This window comes from Adlercreutzia sp. DFI.6.23 (assembly GCF_024462535.1).
GTDB lineage: Bacteria > Actinomycetota > Coriobacteriia > Coriobacteriales > Eggerthellaceae > Adlercreutzia > Adlercreutzia rubneri.
The window spans coordinates 1-16,357 of sequence record NZ_JANGBP010000008.1; the positions used below are offsets into that span (position 1 = coordinate 1).

Sequence of the window (16,357 nt, forward strand, 5' to 3'; positions counted from 1 at the left end):
AGTCATCCACGGACATCTCGCCGGGCATCGAGAACCACAGATCCAGCGCATCCTGCTTGGCCCTCTTGTCGTACATTCGAACTCCCTTCCGGACACCTGGGTGTCCAACTTGGAGTCCGCACCCCCCTCGGGAAGTTTGGGAAGCGGCATTTTGACAATAATATATCGAATAACAATAGCCTATAAGAGCTATCGCTTCTTGGTGACGCTTATAACTCGAGATCTCGTGCAGAACCCTCCTTGTTCGTCAACCGACTGGGGCGTTTTGGAATATAACGGGTTCCGCAGGCGGCGGCTGGCGTCCTTATGTTGTTCCCCGTCGGTCGCTCTTCGTGCTTGGGAAACTTAAAGGTGGTGCGCATTCCGTGCGGGTGGGGAACGAGGTCGCGGGAGCGTGGTAAGATGACGGGGAAATAAGAGATGCGCGGTTCGGCGGCTTTGATGCGATCCGCTGGCTGCGCGGGCGCGTTAGGGGTTGTTCCATGAATCCGCAGAGTCCGGGAACGGGCGGCCAGAGGCCGTACGACAGCTGGGGGAGACCCCAGGGCGAGTCGCAGCAGGCCGGGCCGCAGCAGACCGGGCCGCAGCAACTCGGCCCCGAGTACGTCTACGAGATGCCCGAAGATTTCCAAGAGCAGCAGCGGAGCGCCCGGCGGGACAGCGCCGACGGGAATGCGAAGGGGCGCCCCCAGGGCGCGAAGCCGGCGCCGGACGCGCCGGGCGCCGGCTCCTGGTCGGTCGGACCTTCGGACAGCCCCATTCCCGGCATGTCGGCCAAGGATTTCCAGAAGATGTGCCGGTCGGTTGACAAGGCGTTCTCGCAGTTCGCCCGCATCGTCGACCAAGGGGTGAACGAGGCCGCCGAGGCGCTAGGGCAGTCGCCCGAGAAGAACCTGAAGGCCCATAAGGAGCTGCAGGAGAAGCGCAAGCGCGAGAAGAAGGCGCGCAAGGTCCAGGAAGAGGCGCAGCGCCGGGCGGCTCAGCAAGCCTACGGGCAGCAGCGTTACGGGCAACCGGGCTACGGGGCGTCCCAGGGCGCGCCGACAGGTGGCGTTCCCCAGGGTTTTCAACAGGCGGTGACCTCCGCGGCCCAGCAGGCCCAACAGTGGGCGCCGCTGGCCAAGGCAAAGAAGCGCTTCCGCTCGTCGTGGGGGCTGACGGCGTCGGGCGCCGTCATGACGGCTGCGGGTGGCGCGGGCACGTTTATGTTTGCTCTTTTGTCGATCATTGGCATTGCGACGACGCCGGTGTTTAGTGTGGGCGCTGTCATTGGAGAAGCGCTGTTTATTGCCGGGTTGGGTGTGTCGGCATGGTCGCTTATTGCGGGTATCCGACGGCTGCAGTTGGGAGGTAGGCTGAAGGCTCTTCGGGGTATCTTCGGCGAGCGCGAGGTCTGCGCAATGGGCGAACTTTCTCGTCGTATGCAGTTGAACCCCAAGGCGCTTCTCGCTACTGCCAGAACCCTGATCAGTCGCGGCTACCTCCCCGAGGGGCGCATCGACGACGAGAACACCACCCTCATGGTAACCGAGAACGCCTACCGCCAGTATCGTCAGTTCCAGCAGAGCCAGCGCCAGACGCTCGCCGAGCGCGAGGCGGCCGAGGCGGCCCGGGCAGCTGAGGCGGCGGCGCGGGCGGCCCACGAGCAGGATATCTCCGAGCGCCTGACGCCCGAGCAGCGCGCCTTTGTCGCCCGCGGCCGCGACTACGTGCGCCAGATGGACGAGCTGAACGCCGCCATCGACGACGCCGCGGTGAGCGAGCGCATTACGGCCATTCAGGACGTGGTGGGCCGCATTCTCGCCCGCGCCGAGGAAGAGCCGGCCGTCATCGCCGGGCTCGACCGCCTGACCGCGTACTACCTGCCCACCACGGTGAAGCTGCTCGATGCCTACGACCGGTTGGAGGAGGAACCTATTCAGGGCGAGAATATCTCCAGCTCGCGCAGCGAGATCGAGCATACGTTGGAAGTGCTGCACAGCGCTTTCGAGAAGCTCTTCGACGATACGTACCAAGACCTCTCCCTCGATGTGTCCGCCGACATCTCGGTGCTGCACGCCATGCTCGCCCAAGAGGGACTCACGGAAGGCCCCTTCGATGTGAAGCCGTAAACGATTGTGTCGCGCGTGGCCGCCTCCGGCATTTCGAGCGCGCCTGCCGCGAATGCCCGAAGAGGGCCTTAGCTGCGCTCCCGCCTTCGCGCTTTCCCGCTTGACCTGACCGACTAACTCGCCTCATCTTAGAAAGGATGCCCCATGACCAACGAACTGACCGATCTCACGAACATTCCCGCCCCGACGCTCACGCTCGATCCCGTAAGCGACGGCGAGGTGGCCGAGGCCTCCATCATCGAGGTGGACCCGCCCGCCGCGCCCAGCCTCGCCGACTCGCTTTCCGCCGAAGAGCTGGCCCAGGTGGACGCCTTCGCCCAGCAGATCGACATCGCGAACTCCCAGCAGGTGCTCACCTTCGGCGCCGGCGCCCAGAAGAAGATGGCGTCGTTCTCCGAGACGGCGCTCGCGAAGGTGCGCACCCAGGATTTGGGCGAGGCGGGCGATCTTATCGCCGGGGTAGTGACCGAGCTCAAGAACTTCGACGTGGATGACGACGACAAGGGCTTCTTCGGCCTGTTCAAGAAGTCGGCGAACAAAATCACGTCGCTCAAGGCCCGCTACGACACCGCCGAGGCCAATGTCGACAAGATCGCCAAGACCCTCGAGGGCCATCAGGTGCAGCTCATGAAGGACGCGGCCACGCTCGACAAGCTCTACGAGCTGAACCTCACCTACTTCAAGGAGCTGACCATGTACCTTCTGGCCGGCCGTCAGCGCCTGGCCGAGGTGCGCGAGGGCGAGCTGGCCGAGCTGTCCGCCAAGGCTCAGGCCTCCGGTTCCACCGAGGACGCCGAGGCGGTGCAGAAACTCGCCGCTGCGTGCAACCGCTTCGAGAAGAAGCTGTCGGACTTGGATTTATCCCGCACTGTGGCCATGCAGATGGCGCCGCAGATCCGTCTCGTGCAGAACAACGAGATGCTCATGATCGAGAAGATCCAGACGACGCTCGTGAACACCATTCCTCTGTGGAAGAGCCAGATGCTGCTGGCGCTGGGGCTCGCCAACAACGAGGCGGCGCTCAAAGCCCAATCCGCCGTCACCGACATGACCAACGAGCTTCTGCGCAAGAACGCCGAGAAGTTGAAAGCTTCCACCGTGGAGGTGGCCCGCGAGTCCGAGCGCGGCATTGTGGACATCGAGACGTTGAAGGCCACCAACGAGAACCTCATCCAGACCTTCGACGAGGTAATGAAGATCCAGGCCGAGGGCCGCGCCAAGCGCGCCGAGGCTGAGGTGGAGATGCGCCGCATGGAAGCCGAGCTGCGCCAGAAACTGCTGGAGGTGAAGTAGCCCGTGCGCGTGATGGCGCTGGATATCGGGGAAGTGCGCGTGGGGGTGGCGGTGAGCGACCCGGGCGAGCGCGTGGCAAGTCCGGTGTGCGTGATGCCCGCCGCCGAGGTGACCGGTTGCGCCAAGCCCTTCCGCCGACTTCTGGAGGACTGGGAGCCGGAGCTGCTCGTCTGCGGGCTGCCCTGCACGCTCGCCGGCGAGGAGGGCCCCCAGGCGGCCCGCATTCGCAAGGAGGCCGCGCGCATCAGCGGCGCCTGCGGCATTCCCCACGTTTTCGCAGATGAACGGCTCAGCTCGGCCGAGGCCAAGCGGAGTTTGCGTGAAAAGGGTCTGACTGAGAAGGAGATGCGCGGCAAGGTTGATATGATAGCCGCAAGTCTGTTTTTGCAATCTTGGCTCGACGAGCGTGCCCGCGCTTGAGGTATTCGCGGGGCTAATCGCCGGGCCGTTTCGTAGAGAAAGGCCGCACCTTGGCTCTCCATGGCAAGAAGGTCACCTATTCGTCCCACTCCTCTCGCGCCGCCCGGGCGGCGCACGCCAAGGGGGATCGGGAGTTCCGTACCTACGACACGAGCGCCATCATGCCGAAGAAGTCGCCGGCGCCCTTCATTTGCTTGGGCATCGTGGCCGTCGTCGTCATTGCGGCCGTGTGCTTCTTCGCCTTCCGCGGCTGCGCCGGCTCGCAAGTGGAGCTGCTCGCGCCGGGCCAGTCAGCAGAGGTGACCATCACGGAAGGGGAGACCGCCTCCTCCATCGGCGATGCGCTGGTGGCCGCGCGCCTCATCGGCAGCTCGCGGGAGTTCACCGACGAGGTCACGCGCCTGGAAGCCGCCTCGGCGCTCATTCCCGGCACCTACACCTTCCAGGGCGGCAGCACCCCCGAGGAGCTGGTGCGCGCCATCATGGCCGGCCCCGCCCAGGTGGGCGACACGCTCGCCGTGCCCGAGGACATCACCCGTGCGGAGCTGTCCGAGCTGGTGGCGAGCGCCACGGGCGGCCGCATCACCGCCGAGGCCTTCCTCGCCGCTTCCGAGAACGCGAGCGCCTATGCGGCCGACTACGCGTTTCTGGAAAGCGCCGGCGAGAACTCGCTGGAGGGCTTCCTGTTCCCCAAGACCTACGCCGTGACCGAGGACATGGATGCCGAGGCCGTCGTGCGCATGATGCTCGACCAGTTCGGCACGGAGACCGCCAGCATCTTCGGCGACTTCGCCAACAGCTACCCGGCGAGCCAGGGGCTCACGCTGTACCAGGCGGTGAACCTGGCCTCCATCGTCGCCAAGGAGTCCACCGGCGACCAGGAGGTGCGCGATCATGTGGCCGGGGTGTTCTACAACCGCCTCGCCTCCGATCGGCCCTACCTGGAATCCGACGCCACCACGGCCTACGAGGTGGGCCGCGAGCCCACGGCCGAGGAGGTGCACGCCGAGACGCCCTACAGCACCTACGCGAATGCGGGCCTGCCGCCGACGCCCATCTGCTCGCCGGGCCTCGAGAGCCTCACCGCCGTGTGCGAGCCGACCCAAACCGAGGACATGTTCTTCTACTTCTATCCCGATGCCGACGGCAACATGCAGGCGGCGTTCAGCAAGACCTACGAGGAGCATCAGCAGGCCATCGCCGATAATTCCAACGCTGGTGGCGCCGACGGGTCGGGCGATGCTGCAGCCGGTGAAGGCGCGGCCGCCTAAGGGCGCCCTTTCGGTCTTCAGGTGCGACCCATGGCGCTTCTCACCCCCGATCGCTATTTCTCGCGCATCAGCGCCATCGATATCGAGCGCGATTTGCTCGGGTGCGGCCTGACTCATGTGCTGCTCGATATCGACAATACCGTGCGCGCCCGGGATACGGGATGCGTGCCGCGCGATGTGGGGATGTGGCTCGGTCGGGCGCGGGAGGCCGGGGTGAGCTTCTGTTTGCTCTCGAACAACTGGCATGCCGACGTGTACCGATTCGCCGGCGAGCTGGAGCTGCCCATCGTGGCCAAGGCCTTAAAGCCGCTGCCGCCGGCGTTTCTCGCGGCTCGGCGGAAGATCGGGGGAGCCGCCGCCGACACGGTCGTTGTTGGCGATCAGCTGGCGACCGATGTGCTGGGAGCCCATCTGACGGGCATGAAGGCCTATATGCTGCAGCCGTTGGTCGAGCAGGATCTGCCCCACACGCTGCTGCTGCGCAACGTCGAGCGGGCTATTTTGGGAGATCGCAAGCCGGAGCCGGCAATCAATATCGCGGAATGCGAGGCGAGCCGTTCCGCGGCGCGCCGCGGACAAGGAAGCGCCCCGCGCCGCTTCGGGCAGGGCGCGCAGCGCGGGGTCGAAGGGGCCTCGCGCGAAACGGGAAGGGAATCGCTGTGAGCGAGAAGCTGTATGTGCTGGGGCACCCGGTGAGCCATTCGAAGTCGCCGGTCATGTACAATGCCGTCTACGAGAAGGCGGGGCTGCCCTGGCATTACGGTCTCATGGATGTGCCGACGGCGCCCGAGGCCGAGGCGTTCCTTGCGGCTCGCGACTTCCTTTCCATCAACATCACCACGCCCTATAAGCCCGAGGCGTTCGCTGCCGCCGATGTGCGGGCCGCCTCGGCCACGCTCGCCCACGGGGCCAACGTGCTCGTGAACAAGGACGGGGCCCTTATCGCCTACAACACCGACGGCCAGGGCTGCGTGGCCTATTTGGAACGGGCCGGCGTCGATTTTCGCGGCGCGTCCGTCGTCGTTTGCGGCACGGGGCCGACCTCCCTCTCCATCCTGCACGCCGTGGCCCAGGCGGGGCCGGATGAAGTGATCCTCATCGGCCGCGACAAGGCCAAGGCCCGCAACGTCATGCGCACCTACGCCGACGAGCTGGGGGCGATGGTCGGACGGGTGGTGGACATGCCCGCCTTCAAGGAAGGGCACCTGAGCTTTTCCGAGGTGTACAAGCAGGTGGGCTTCAAGTTCGGCAGCTACGCCACGTCGCGGCAGGCCATCGCGGGCGCGGACATCATCATCGACGCCACGCCGCTCGGCATGAAGGCGGGCGACCCTGCCCCCTTCGACACGGCGCTTCTGAGCGCGGGCCAGACGGTGTTCGACGTGGTGTACGGCCACGGCGAGACGGCGCTGGCCCGGGCGGCCCGGGCGGCGGGGTGCCGGTTTTTCGACGGTGCCGGCATGCTCGTCGGCCAGGCCGTGGTCACGGTGGGCATCCTGCGCGACATCACCGGCGAGACGGCCCTCGACATCCCCGAGGACGAGCTGTTCGCCCTTATGGCCCAGGCGGCCGGGTTTAATCTCGCCTAAGGCCCCTCGGGCGCGCGGGGATTTGGCGGCCGAGATGCCTTTGGCCCCATAGGCGGCGCGGCGCTGTCCTGCTATCATAGCGGCAATGGAAAACACCCTAGCTCGAAAGGTCGCGCCATAATGAACCGCACTAAGATCGCCCAGCTCTACGCCGATGCCGACGCCTTCGCCGGGAAGACCGTCACCGTTGCCGGTTGGGTCAAGTCAGTCCGCGATATGAAGAACTTCGGCTTCGTCACGTTGAACGACGGCAGCTGCTTCAAGGACTTGCAAGTGGTCATGGACCGCGCGACGCTGGAAAACTACGACGAGATTGCGCACCAGAACGTGTCGGCGGCTCTCGTGTGCGAAGGCGTGTTGAAGCTGACGCCGGACGCCCCGCAGCCCTTCGAGCTTGCCGCCGAGAGCATTCGCGTCGAGGGCGCCTCGGCTCCCGACTACCCGCTGCAGAAGAAGCGCGCCACGCCGGAGTTTCTGCGCACCCAGCAGCATCTGCGGCCGCGCACGAACCTGTTCCGCGCCGTGTTCCGCATCCGCTCGGTGGCCGCCGCCTCCATCCACCGCTTCTTCCAAGACCGCGGGTTCGTCTACGTGCACACGCCCATCATCACGGCGAGCGACTGCGAGGGGGCCGGCGAGATGTTCCGCGTGACCACCATCGACCCGGCCCAGGCACCGCTCGTGAGCGAGGAGGCTGCCGCGGCCTCGGACGGCGCGCTTGTGGCCGGCGAGGTGGATTGGAGCGCCGACTTCTTCGGCAAGCCTGCCTCGCTCACCGTGTCCGGCCAGCTGAACGCCGAGAACTTCGCCATGGCCTTCGGGGATGTGTACACGTTCGGCCCCACCTTCCGCGCGGAGAACTCCAACACGGCGCGCCATGCCGCCGAGTTCTGGATGGTGGAGCCCGAGATTGCCTTCGCCGACCTTGAGGACGATATGGAACTGGCCGAGAGCATGCTCAAGTACGTCATCCGCGACGTGATGGAGCGCTGCCCCGACGAGCTGGCCATGTTGAACAAGTTCGTCGACAAGGGGCTACTCGAGCGCCTGGACCATGTGGCCTCCTCCGACTTTGCGCGCGTCACCTACACCGAGGCCATCGACATCTTGCTCGCGGCGCAAGCGGCCGGGCGCGCCTTCGAGTATCCCGTTGAATGGGGCATCGACTTGCAGACCGAGCACGAGCGGTTCCTCACCGAGGAGCACTTCGGCCGCCCGACGTTCGTGATCGACTATCCCGTCGGCATCAAGGCCTTCTACATGCGCCTGAACGACGACGGGCGCACCGTGGCCGCCATGGACTGCCTCGTGCCGGGCATCGGGGAAATCGTGGGCGGCTCCCAGCGCGAGGAGCGCCTGGAAGTGCTCGAGCGGCGCATCGCCGAGCTGGACATGGACGCCGAGCAGTACCGGGCGTATCTGGACTTGCGCCGTTTCGGCACCTGCCAGCACGCGGGCTTCGGGCTCGGGTTCGAGCGCTTGGTGATGTACCTCACGGGCGTGAGCAATATCCGCGACGTCATCCCGCACCCGCGCACGGTGGGCAACGCCGAGTTCTAAGAGGGCTCAGGGGCCGCTTCCGCCCGCACTTTACCGTCCCGAAACGGTCGGGTGCCTCTGCGTGCGCTACAATGGGTGCCGATCTGTCTCGGGCGCCCTCTGTCGGCGCGCCCTGCGAGAAAGCTGCGTCTATGGAATACATCACTGCCGGAGAAAGTCACGGGCCGAATCTTACGGCCATCGTGACGGGCGTGCCGGCCGGCCTGCCCGTGTCCGTCGATCACATCAACTCCGATCTGGCTCGCCGCCAGGCCGGCTACGGGCGCGGCGGCCGCATGGCCATCGAGAAGGATACGGTGCGCGTCACGAGCGGCATCCGCTTCGGTCGCACTATCGGCAGTCCCATCGCGCTTGAGGTGGCCAACCGCGATTGGGAGAACTGGACGGAGCGCATGGCCGCCTTCGGCGAGGTACCGCGCGACTTGGTGCGCGAGGTGACGCCCCGGCCGGGGCATGCCGACTTGGTGGGCGCCCTGCGCACGAACACCGATGACTGCCGCAACATCCTGGAGCGCGCGAGCGCCCGGGAGACGGCGGCCCGGGTGGCCGCGGCCGGCGTGGCGCGCGAGTTTCTGGCGGCGCTCGGCGTGGAAGTGATGTCGTACGTGGTGTCGGTGGGAGATGCGGCCATGCCCGAGGAGACGATGGCCGATGCAGCCGAGCACAAGCCGCTCGACATCGAGCTTTCGGAGATGCGCTGCCCGGACGCGAAGGCGACCATCGCCATGAAGAAGGCCATCGACCGCGCGAAGTCCGACGGCGAGAGCTTGGGCGGCACCTTCCGCATCGTAGTCTGCGGGCTTGCGCCGGGGCTCGGCACCTACGCCACGGGCGCCGATCGGCTCACCTCGCGGCTGGGCGCGGCGCTCTTTTCCATCCCCGCCATCAAGGGCGTGGAATTCGGCCTCGGGTTTCAGGCGGCCGCGCGTCCCGGGTCGCAGGTGCACGACCCCATCGTGCTCGCCGACGGCGAGTTCCGCCGTACGTCGAACAACGCCGGCGGCTTAGAAGGCGGCATGACCACGGGCATGCCGCTCGTGATCACGGCGGCCATGAAGCCCATCCCGACGCTCATGACACCGCTGGAAACGGTGAACCTGGACACGCTCTGCGTGGAGGAGGCGTCGAAGGAGCGCTCGGACGTGTGCGCGGTGCCGGCGGCGGCCGTGGTGGCCGAGGGCGAGGTGGCCTTCGCGCTGGCGAATGCCTACTTGGAGGCTTTCGGAGACACCTGCATGGCCGATATCAAAGCGAACATCAAGGCCTACAAGGCGCGGCTGCGCACCATGGGGCGCTAAGATGGCAGAACGCATGGAGCTGACCCGCCCGGTCTTTTTCGTCGGGTTCATGGGCGCCGGCAAGACGTCGGTGGCCCGGCGCCTCGCCCGCACGTGCGGCGTGGCCTCGGTGGACATGGACACCTACATCGAGCGCCGCGAGGGCAAGAAGGTGAAGGAGATCTTCGCCGAGGGCGGCGAGGAGGGCTTCCGCGCCATCGAGACGGACGTGCTGCGCGAGCTGGGCGCTAAGCCCGACCCTTTGCTCATCTCTTGCGGCGGCGGCGTGGTGGTCACGCCGGCCAACCACGACGTCTTCCGCGAGGCCGGCTTCGTGGTGTATCTGGAAGTGACCGCCGACGAGGCCGCCAGCCGCATCAGCGATACGTCCACCCGGCCCTTGTTCCAGAACCTGGAAGCGGCCCGGGCCCGCTGCGAGGAGCGTCTGCCGCTGTACGAGGCGGTGGCCGACGTGCGCGTGAGCACCGCCGGCAAATCGGTGCCGGCCATCGCGCGGGAAGTGCAGCGCATTTTGGAAAAGGAGGGAATCCTGTGCCCGCAACAAAGATAGTGGTCAACATCCCCGGCGAGGCGCCCTACGACGTGCGCATCGGAGCCACGGTGCTCGGCGGTCTCGGCGAGTCGGTGCGGCGGCTCGATGGCGTGGGACGGGCGCCGCACCTGCTCGTCCTCACCGATTCCAACGTGGGGCCGCTGTATCTGGAAGAGGCCAAGTCGTCGCTGAAGGCGGCGGGCTTCCGCGTGAGCGATATCGTCGTGCCCGCGGGGGAGGACTCGAAGTCGCTCGCGGTGGCCGGGGAGATCTGGTCGGCCATGGCATCGCTCGGGCTCACGCGCGACTGCGCCGTGGTGGCCCTCGGCGGCGGCGTCGTGGGCGATCTGGCCGGGTTCGTCGCTTCCACGTACATGCGGGGCATCCCGTTTGTGCAGGTGCCCACCTCGCTTCTGGCCATGGTGGACTCCTCGGTCGGCGGCAAGACCGGCGTGAACCTTCCCGAGGGGAAGAACCTCGTGGGCACGTTCAAGCAGCCGGCCTACGTGTGCGCCTCCACGGCGGTGCTCGCCACGCTGGACGCGCGCGAGTGGGCCTGCGGCTGCGCCGAGATCGCCAAGGCGTCCGTGATCGACTCCGACGAGTTCTTCTTCTGGATGATGGACCACGCCGCCGCCCTGGAGGCGCGCGATCCGGTGGTGGTCACCGAGGCTATCGCGCGCTCGGTGGTGTTCAAGGCTAACGTCGTGGCCGAGGATAAGACGGAGAGCCGCGGGGTGCGCGAGTGCCTGAACTACGGGCACACCCTGGGGCATGCGGTGGAGGCGCTCGCGGGCTATGGGACGTTCTCCCACGGGGCCGCGGTGGCCGAGGGCATGCGCTTCGCGGCGCGCCTCGGCGTGGATGTGGTGGGCACGTCGGCCGAGCTGGTGGATGCCCAGGACGAGCTTCTGGACGGGCTCGGGCTGCCGGCTTTGGCGTGGTCGGCGCCGGCTGACGAGATGCTGGCTGCCATGAAGTGCGACAAGAAGACCCGCGCCGGCGAGGTGCGCTTCGTGCTGCCGCGCGACATCGGCGACTGGGAACTGGTGGCCGTGCCTGACGACGTGATTTTGGAGCATCTGCGCCGGTGGGAGGCTTCCAAGAGTTTGTGACGTTGACGGCGATCGGTCGGGGAAGGTGCTCCGCAGCCCGCTGCGCGCTTGATCCCCTTCCGAACGCGGCAAAAGAAACAGCGAAGATGACGCACATAAGCCGGTACCATCCCGGCATCGTTGCTGCTGAAGTGGAAGCTGTTTCTTAACGGCCGCGTTCTCCAGGGGGCGCGCAGAGGTCTGCGGAGCACCTTCCCCGACCGATCGGAGAGAGGCGAACTTTGTTGAAGAAGATACTGCTCATGAATGGGCCTAACTTGAATATGTTGGGGGTGCGTGATCCGGCTATTTATGGCACGGACACGCTTGAGGCCATCGAGGAGATGGTGCGTGCCTACGGGGCCGAGCATGGCTGCGAGGTCGACTGCTTTCAGTCGAACCACGAGGGCGCGCTCATCGATCGGCTGCATGCGGCCCACGGCAACTACGATGGTATCGTGTACAACCCCGGGGCCCACACGCACTACTCCTACGCGCTGCACGATGCGGTGGAATGCATCGACGTGCCGGTGGTGGAGATCCACATCTCCGACATCTCCAAGCGCGAGGAGTTTCGCCGCCACTCGGTGATCGCGCCGGCCTGCATCGCCCAGGTGAAAGGCCTCGGCAAGGAGGGCTACCTGCGCGCGCTGGATATTCTGCTGGAAGGGGAGTAACCTGCTGGTCCGGCCGTTACCGAGGCGGGACTACCCGTGCTCAAGCAATGGCTCGCTTGGTGGAACAGCCCACTGGGCTGTTCCAGTCGCTGTGCAACCTGCGCGCGGGCAGCCCCACCTCGGCAACGGCCTGCTTTTGCATCGTTGAGGAAGGACGATAATGACGGTATTCGACGAGTTGAACGATCCGAAGGCCTGCGAGCGGCACCTGGCTCGCTTGCGCGAGACGTTTCCCGAGCTGGGCGTGAGGGCGTTTCTCGTGCGCGACACGTCGAACATCCAGTGGCTCACCGCCTTCGACGATGTCTTCGACGAGGAGGCGGCCCATGCTTTGTATGTCTGCCCCGACCACGCGTGGCTGCATACCGACTCGCGCTACGTGACGGCCTGCGAGAACGCCGCGCGGCACAAGCCTTTGGAAGTGAGCGCCGAGCGCGAGACCCACGCGCAGTTTGCCGCCAAGCGGTGGGGAGGCCGGGCCACCGGGGCTGCCGATGCGCTTTTGGGCATCGAGGGCGGCGTCTCGCTCGCCGAGTACCGCCGCTTGCAGAAGGCGTTCGCCGAAGCCGACGCGGAGGAGCCCTTCGTGGAGACCGATGGCGTCGTGGTGGGCCTGCGCGCGGTGAAGGACCGCTACGAGATCGCGTGGATGCGCGGCGCCCAGTCCATTACCGACGCCGCCTTCGAGCACATCGTTCGCTATATGCGCCCGGGCATGATGGAACGCCAAGTGCAGTTGGAGCTCGAGGAGTTCATGCTGCGCCACGGCGCCCAGGGCCTGGCGTTCCCCTCCATCGTGGCCACGGGCCCCAACGGCGCGAGCCCCCATGCCATCCCTGGCGCCACCATGCTGGAGGCCGGCCAGTGCGTCGTGCTCGACTTCGGTGCCCGCTCCTACGGCTACTGCTCCGACATGACCCGCACGGTCTTCCTCGGCGAGCCCGATCCGGAGATGCGCGCGGCATGGGACGCGCTGCGGGAGGCCAACGAATCCGTGGAGGCCATGCTCGCCCCCGGCGTCACCGGCAAGGAGGCCCACGAACGGGCCGAGGAGGTGCTGGCGGCGGCCGGCTTCGGCGGGCGTATGGGCCACGGCCTCGGCCACGGCGTGGGCATCGATATCCACGAGGAGCCGGTGCTCGCCCCGCGCAACGAGCGGCCGCTCGTTGCCGGCAACGTCGTTACCGTGGAGCCCGGTATCTACCTGCCGGGCAAGTTCGGCATGCGCTTGGAGGACTTCGGCGTCGTGACCGACGACGGCTTCGACGTGTTCACCAACTCCACCCACGACCTCGTGGTCATCTAAGATGCCGCGCCGTCCGTACGGGCGGTGCGCTAGAAAGATACAATGCCGCTCGTCGGCGGTGAGCGGTTGAGTTTGCGCCATCTAACCTTTGCGTGGTTGTGCTCGCGTATTTTCTGCGAGTCAGAATTTTCTCAGTGCTATAACTGAAACCGTACAGAGGTAATTTCTATACCGGAAAGGACGGTGAGGAGACGATGACGGAACGGAAGATCAATCGTGGGAGCGAGATTCGGGCCAAGGGAAAATCCATGGGGCGCGAGCGCTCGGGCGTATCGGCCGATCCGTCTGACAGACCCTCGCCGCAAGCCGGTGGCTTAAAGGCTGCGTCTTCGGCCGAGGGCGTCCAAGACACTCAAGACGGTCTTTCGCTTTCGACGAAATCTGCGGAAGGCTCGCCCGCCGTTCTCGCCGAGCGCTCGATGACCCTGCGCGCCGCCCTGTTTCTGACAGGCCGCATCGCCCTTATGCTGGTGGGCATCGCGGTCATGGCCCTGGGCATCGACATCGTCGTGAAGGCCGATTTGGGCAACTCGCCCATCTCCGCCACGCCCAACGTGCTCTCCCTCGGGTTCACGGCCGTGAGCTTCGGCACGTTCATGCTGGGGTGGCAGTGCTTTCTCGTGCTGGTGCAAATCGCTCTTCTTCGCCGGGAGTTCCGCTTGGTGGACTTGTGGCAGATTCCCATCTCGGTGTTCTTCGGCGTGTGCATTGACACCTTCATGGCGCTGCTCGGCCCTGCTGCGCCGACGAGTTATGTCGCCTCGTGGCTGTGGCTCGCCGGCGGCATGGCCGTTCTCGCGCTGGGCATTGTGATGACGGTCGTCTCGGGCACGGTCATGAACTGCGGCGAGGCCGTGGTGCAGGCCGTAGTGCGCAAGACGGGCGCCCGGTTCGGCACCGTGAAGGTGGGCTTCGATCTCGCCTGCGCGGCCTTGGCGTGCCTGTGCGCGTTCCTGTTCGTGGGCCATTTGGCCGGCGTGCGCGAGGGCACCTTCGTCTGCGCCGCCTTCACCGGCGTCATCGTGAACGTCTACATGGGCCTCTACGGCAAGCTGCGCGACGCAGCCCGCAGCCGCCGCGCCGCAGATTCTGGTACGGCGTCGGAATGCTGCACATCGGCTGAAACGGTAGGGCCCTTTACTTCCGAGTGAATAAATACTAGGCGGTGGCTTTTTCGTCTGGATCGAACAAGCAGTCTGGCTGGTGGACCTGGGTTACGCGTGGCTGGCGTCGCGCGTGGCCATTGCCGATCGCCTTTGCTATGCGCAGGATCGTGTAGGCTCCGAAGAGGGCGGTGTATACGAGCAGCGATCGCTGCGCGGCGATTCCGCCGTGCAGAGCTGCCGGCGCCAGAATGAATGCGAGATGGCAGAATACCAGGCCGAAAAATACATAGGAAAGCCGCTGCGCTCTATTCCAGGTTGTTGCAGTCATAATGCGTTTGACGACGTTAAGTGACGTGATCCCTAAGACGGTTAAGAGTGCAAGCAGAATGAGCGCCACAGCCATGGAGACGACGATGTTCTCGTCGAGATTGTTCGTACTTAGGAGTCGCGGCAGATAGGAGACGGCATAAACGGTCACATGGCTCATGGCGAGTATCCAGGCGATGATCGATAGCTCTCCCCGAATAGGGCTGAGGCGGCGATGGAGACGGGAGGTGCTGTCGAGACATCCTATGAGCATGACGATGGCGAAGAGTGCCAGAGCAAGCTCGCATCGTTGTACGAGTTCCACCAGGATTCCCCACAGCCAGCGGGGGAGGACAATGAAGCCGCTGGCGAGATAGAGCGTATCGAGGGCGATGGCGCAGAGGTAGAAGACGACCGGCCAGCGTTTGATCGGTTTTCGAAGCAGGTAGACTGCCGCGCAGGTCGTAGGGAAAGTCAGAAGGAAGTTCATGGCGGCCTCCTTGGTTTCGAGAAGCGACGGCCGACAGCTCATCAGAGCGTGCCGGCCGTGCGATGCGGTTTACGAGAGGGGCGTTCCCGCTAGCTCGTTTTCGATGCTGGCAAGCGTTATCGCGGTGAGGTGCGCCAGCGCTTGATAGAAGCTCCCCTCAGCTGCGCTGTTGAGCTTTTCGAGATAGGTCGGCGCCCAGGGAAGCAGATGCTGATCCAGAAACTCGCCAACGAGTTCGGGGCGATTGCTGGCGAGCCAGCTGAGAAGCGCGAGCATGCGTCCGATGTGGTCGATCGGCTCCCGGCTTTCCGCCTCGTGGAGCTCGATGCCCTGGGCGCGCATCCATCGGCTGATCGCGAGGCACGAATCGCCGAACACGACCGCCTCGGAATCGAGGTACACCGATCCCCAGGGAGGCGCCGCTAGCTTCCGGGGGCCGACGAAAAGGCGGTGGTAGGCGCGGTCTGTCTCGTGGATGTCCGCTCTGCCTGTTCGGGCGAGCTCCTCGGAGACGGCATGCAAGTCTTCGGCCGTGCCCCAGGGCCATTCTTCGGCGAGGTTCATGGCGGCCAAGCCGCGGATAATCTCCTTGCAGTGGGGCAGTGCCGGGCGCTCCAAGAAGAGGGTGCCCAAAAGCAGGGCGCACTGCTCGATATCCTCAACGTTCGCGTTCATGACTATTCCACTTCCAGCGGATTGGCGATGTAGCCTTCGTCGAGATTGTAGGTGTTCGAGTCGATGGCTTGGCAGGAGCCGATAACAAGGTTGGGTGCCGTGGTCGGCTCGGGAAGGGGAGCGACTTGGCTCGTGTCCCCGTACTTTTCTCGCAGCTCGTCAATGGGGCCGAATTCAAGGGCTCGCAGTGGGCAGGCGCCTACGCACATGGGCTGTTCCTCGTTGCGCACGCGGGCCAGACAGCCGTCGCACTTGCGGGCGCGAGAGAGTTCGGCGTCGATGCGCGGGGCGTCGTAGGGGCAGGAGTTTCGACAGGTGCCGCAGCCTATGCAGACTTCTGGATCGGAATTCACCAGGCCGGTCTCCTCGTCCTTCTGCATGGCTCCGGTGGGGCAGTTTTCCACGCAGGCGGCGTTGTCGCAGTGGTTGCAGGAGATCGCCAGATGGTAGTTGAATGCCGTCTTGTTCCAAGCGCCCTCGGAGGTCTTCTCCCAGCTGCCGCCCTCGAAGTCGTAGATGCGGCGGAACAGGATATCGGGTCCTAGGTCGTGGTAGTCCTTGCAGACCAGCTCGCAGGTCTTGCAGCCGGTGCAGCGGGACGAGTCGAAATAGAAGCCGTACTGGGTCAT

General features: G+C 65.5%; 16 protein-coding genes. 13 read left to right on the forward strand and 3 right to left on the reverse strand.

Features of this window, described 5'->3' with window-relative positions; genetic code table 11:
* Nucleotides 1-482 precede the first annotated feature (482 nt).
* From NE591_RS08645 to NE591_RS08705, 13 genes are all read left to right on the forward strand, one after another.
* Nucleotides 483-2,111: a 5-bromo-4-chloroindolyl phosphate hydrolysis family protein gene (locus tag NE591_RS08645; protein ID WP_256156588.1), complete on the forward strand. Its 1,629-nt coding sequence runs from the start codon at nucleotides 483-485 to the stop codon at nucleotides 2,109-2,111.
* Between the two features lie 144 nt (nucleotides 2,112-2,255).
* Nucleotides 2,256-3,404 carry a toxic anion resistance protein gene (locus NE591_RS08650; protein ID WP_256156589.1) on the forward strand — a complete coding sequence of 383 codons (1,149 nt, stop codon included), beginning with the start codon at nucleotides 2,256-2,258 and terminating at the stop codon, nucleotides 3,402-3,404.
* A gap of 3 nt (nucleotides 3,405-3,407) precedes the next feature.
* A complete protein-coding gene (gene ruvX, locus NE591_RS08655; protein WP_256156590.1) occupies nucleotides 3,408-3,824 on the forward strand; it encodes a Holliday junction resolvase RuvX in 417 nt (138 codons plus the stop codon).
* A 50-nt stretch (nucleotides 3,825-3,874) separates the two neighbouring features.
* On the forward strand, nucleotides 3,875-5,095 hold the full coding sequence (mltG, locus tag NE591_RS08660; protein ID WP_256156591.1) for an endolytic transglycosylase MltG: 1,221 nt from the start codon (nucleotides 3,875-3,877) through the stop codon (nucleotides 5,093-5,095).
* Between the two features lie 30 nt (nucleotides 5,096-5,125).
* The gene (locus NE591_RS08665; RefSeq protein WP_022739445.1) at nucleotides 5,126-5,758 is read left to right on the forward strand and encodes a YqeG family HAD IIIA-type phosphatase; all 633 of its coding nucleotides are present in this window, start codon (nucleotides 5,126-5,128) and stop codon (nucleotides 5,756-5,758) included.
* Nucleotides 5,755-6,684, forward strand: a complete 930-nt coding sequence (locus NE591_RS08670; RefSeq protein WP_256156592.1) for a shikimate dehydrogenase — start codon at nucleotides 5,755-5,757, stop codon at nucleotides 6,682-6,684. The genes NE591_RS08665 and NE591_RS08670 overlap by 4 nt, the downstream gene beginning before the upstream one ends.
* A gap of 120 nt (nucleotides 6,685-6,804) precedes the next feature.
* On the forward strand, nucleotides 6,805-8,244 hold the full coding sequence (gene asnS, locus NE591_RS08675) for an asparagine--tRNA ligase (RefSeq protein WP_256156593.1): 1,440 nt from the start codon (nucleotides 6,805-6,807) through the stop codon (nucleotides 8,242-8,244).
* Between the two features lie 131 nt (nucleotides 8,245-8,375).
* Nucleotides 8,376-9,542, forward strand: a complete 1,167-nt coding sequence (gene aroC / locus NE591_RS08680) for a chorismate synthase (protein ID WP_256156594.1) — start codon at nucleotides 8,376-8,378, stop codon at nucleotides 9,540-9,542.
* Nucleotide 9,543: 1 nt separating this feature from the next.
* The gene (locus NE591_RS08685; RefSeq protein WP_173400363.1) at nucleotides 9,544-10,092 is read left to right on the forward strand and encodes a shikimate kinase; all 549 of its coding nucleotides are present in this window, start codon (nucleotides 9,544-9,546) and stop codon (nucleotides 10,090-10,092) included.
* Nucleotides 10,074-11,189 (forward strand): 3-dehydroquinate synthase, encoded by a 1,116-nt coding sequence (aroB, locus tag NE591_RS08690; protein WP_256156595.1) that lies wholly within the window; start codon nucleotides 10,074-10,076, stop codon nucleotides 11,187-11,189. The genes NE591_RS08685 and aroB overlap by 19 nt, the downstream gene beginning before the upstream one ends.
* Before the next feature lie 224 nt (nucleotides 11,190-11,413).
* On the forward strand, nucleotides 11,414-11,845 hold the full coding sequence (aroQ, locus tag NE591_RS08695) for a type II 3-dehydroquinate dehydratase (protein WP_256156607.1): 432 nt from the start codon (nucleotides 11,414-11,416) through the stop codon (nucleotides 11,843-11,845).
* 160 nt (nucleotides 11,846-12,005) lie between these two features.
* Nucleotides 12,006-13,151, forward strand: a complete 1,146-nt coding sequence (locus NE591_RS08700; protein WP_256156596.1) for a Xaa-Pro peptidase family protein — start codon at nucleotides 12,006-12,008, stop codon at nucleotides 13,149-13,151.
* Nucleotides 13,152-13,345: 194 nt separating this feature from the next.
* The gene (locus NE591_RS08705) at nucleotides 13,346-14,302 is read left to right on the forward strand and encodes a YitT family protein (RefSeq protein WP_256156597.1); all 957 of its coding nucleotides are present in this window, start codon (nucleotides 13,346-13,348) and stop codon (nucleotides 14,300-14,302) included.
* Between the two features lie 7 nt (nucleotides 14,303-14,309).
* Here the strand turns inward: NE591_RS08705 and NE591_RS08710 are convergent, their stop codons facing one another.
* The 3 genes from NE591_RS08710 to NE591_RS08720 all read right to left on the reverse strand — a co-directional run bounded on the left by NE591_RS08710 (nucleotide 14,310) and on the right by NE591_RS08720 (nucleotide 16,357).
* Nucleotides 14,310-15,053: a ferric reductase-like transmembrane domain-containing protein gene (locus tag NE591_RS08710; protein WP_022739454.1), complete on the reverse strand. Its 744-nt coding sequence runs from the start codon at nucleotides 15,051-15,053 to the stop codon at nucleotides 14,310-14,312.
* Nucleotides 15,054-15,122: 69 nt separating this feature from the next.
* Nucleotides 15,123-15,728, reverse strand: a complete 606-nt coding sequence (gene dmsD / locus NE591_RS08715; RefSeq protein ID WP_022739455.1) for a Tat proofreading chaperone DmsD — start codon at nucleotides 15,726-15,728, stop codon at nucleotides 15,123-15,125.
* 2 nt (nucleotides 15,729-15,730) lie between these two features.
* The gene (locus NE591_RS08720; RefSeq protein WP_022739456.1) at nucleotides 15,731-16,357 is read right to left on the reverse strand and encodes a DMSO/selenate family reductase complex B subunit; all 627 of its coding nucleotides are present in this window, start codon (nucleotides 16,355-16,357) and stop codon (nucleotides 15,731-15,733) included.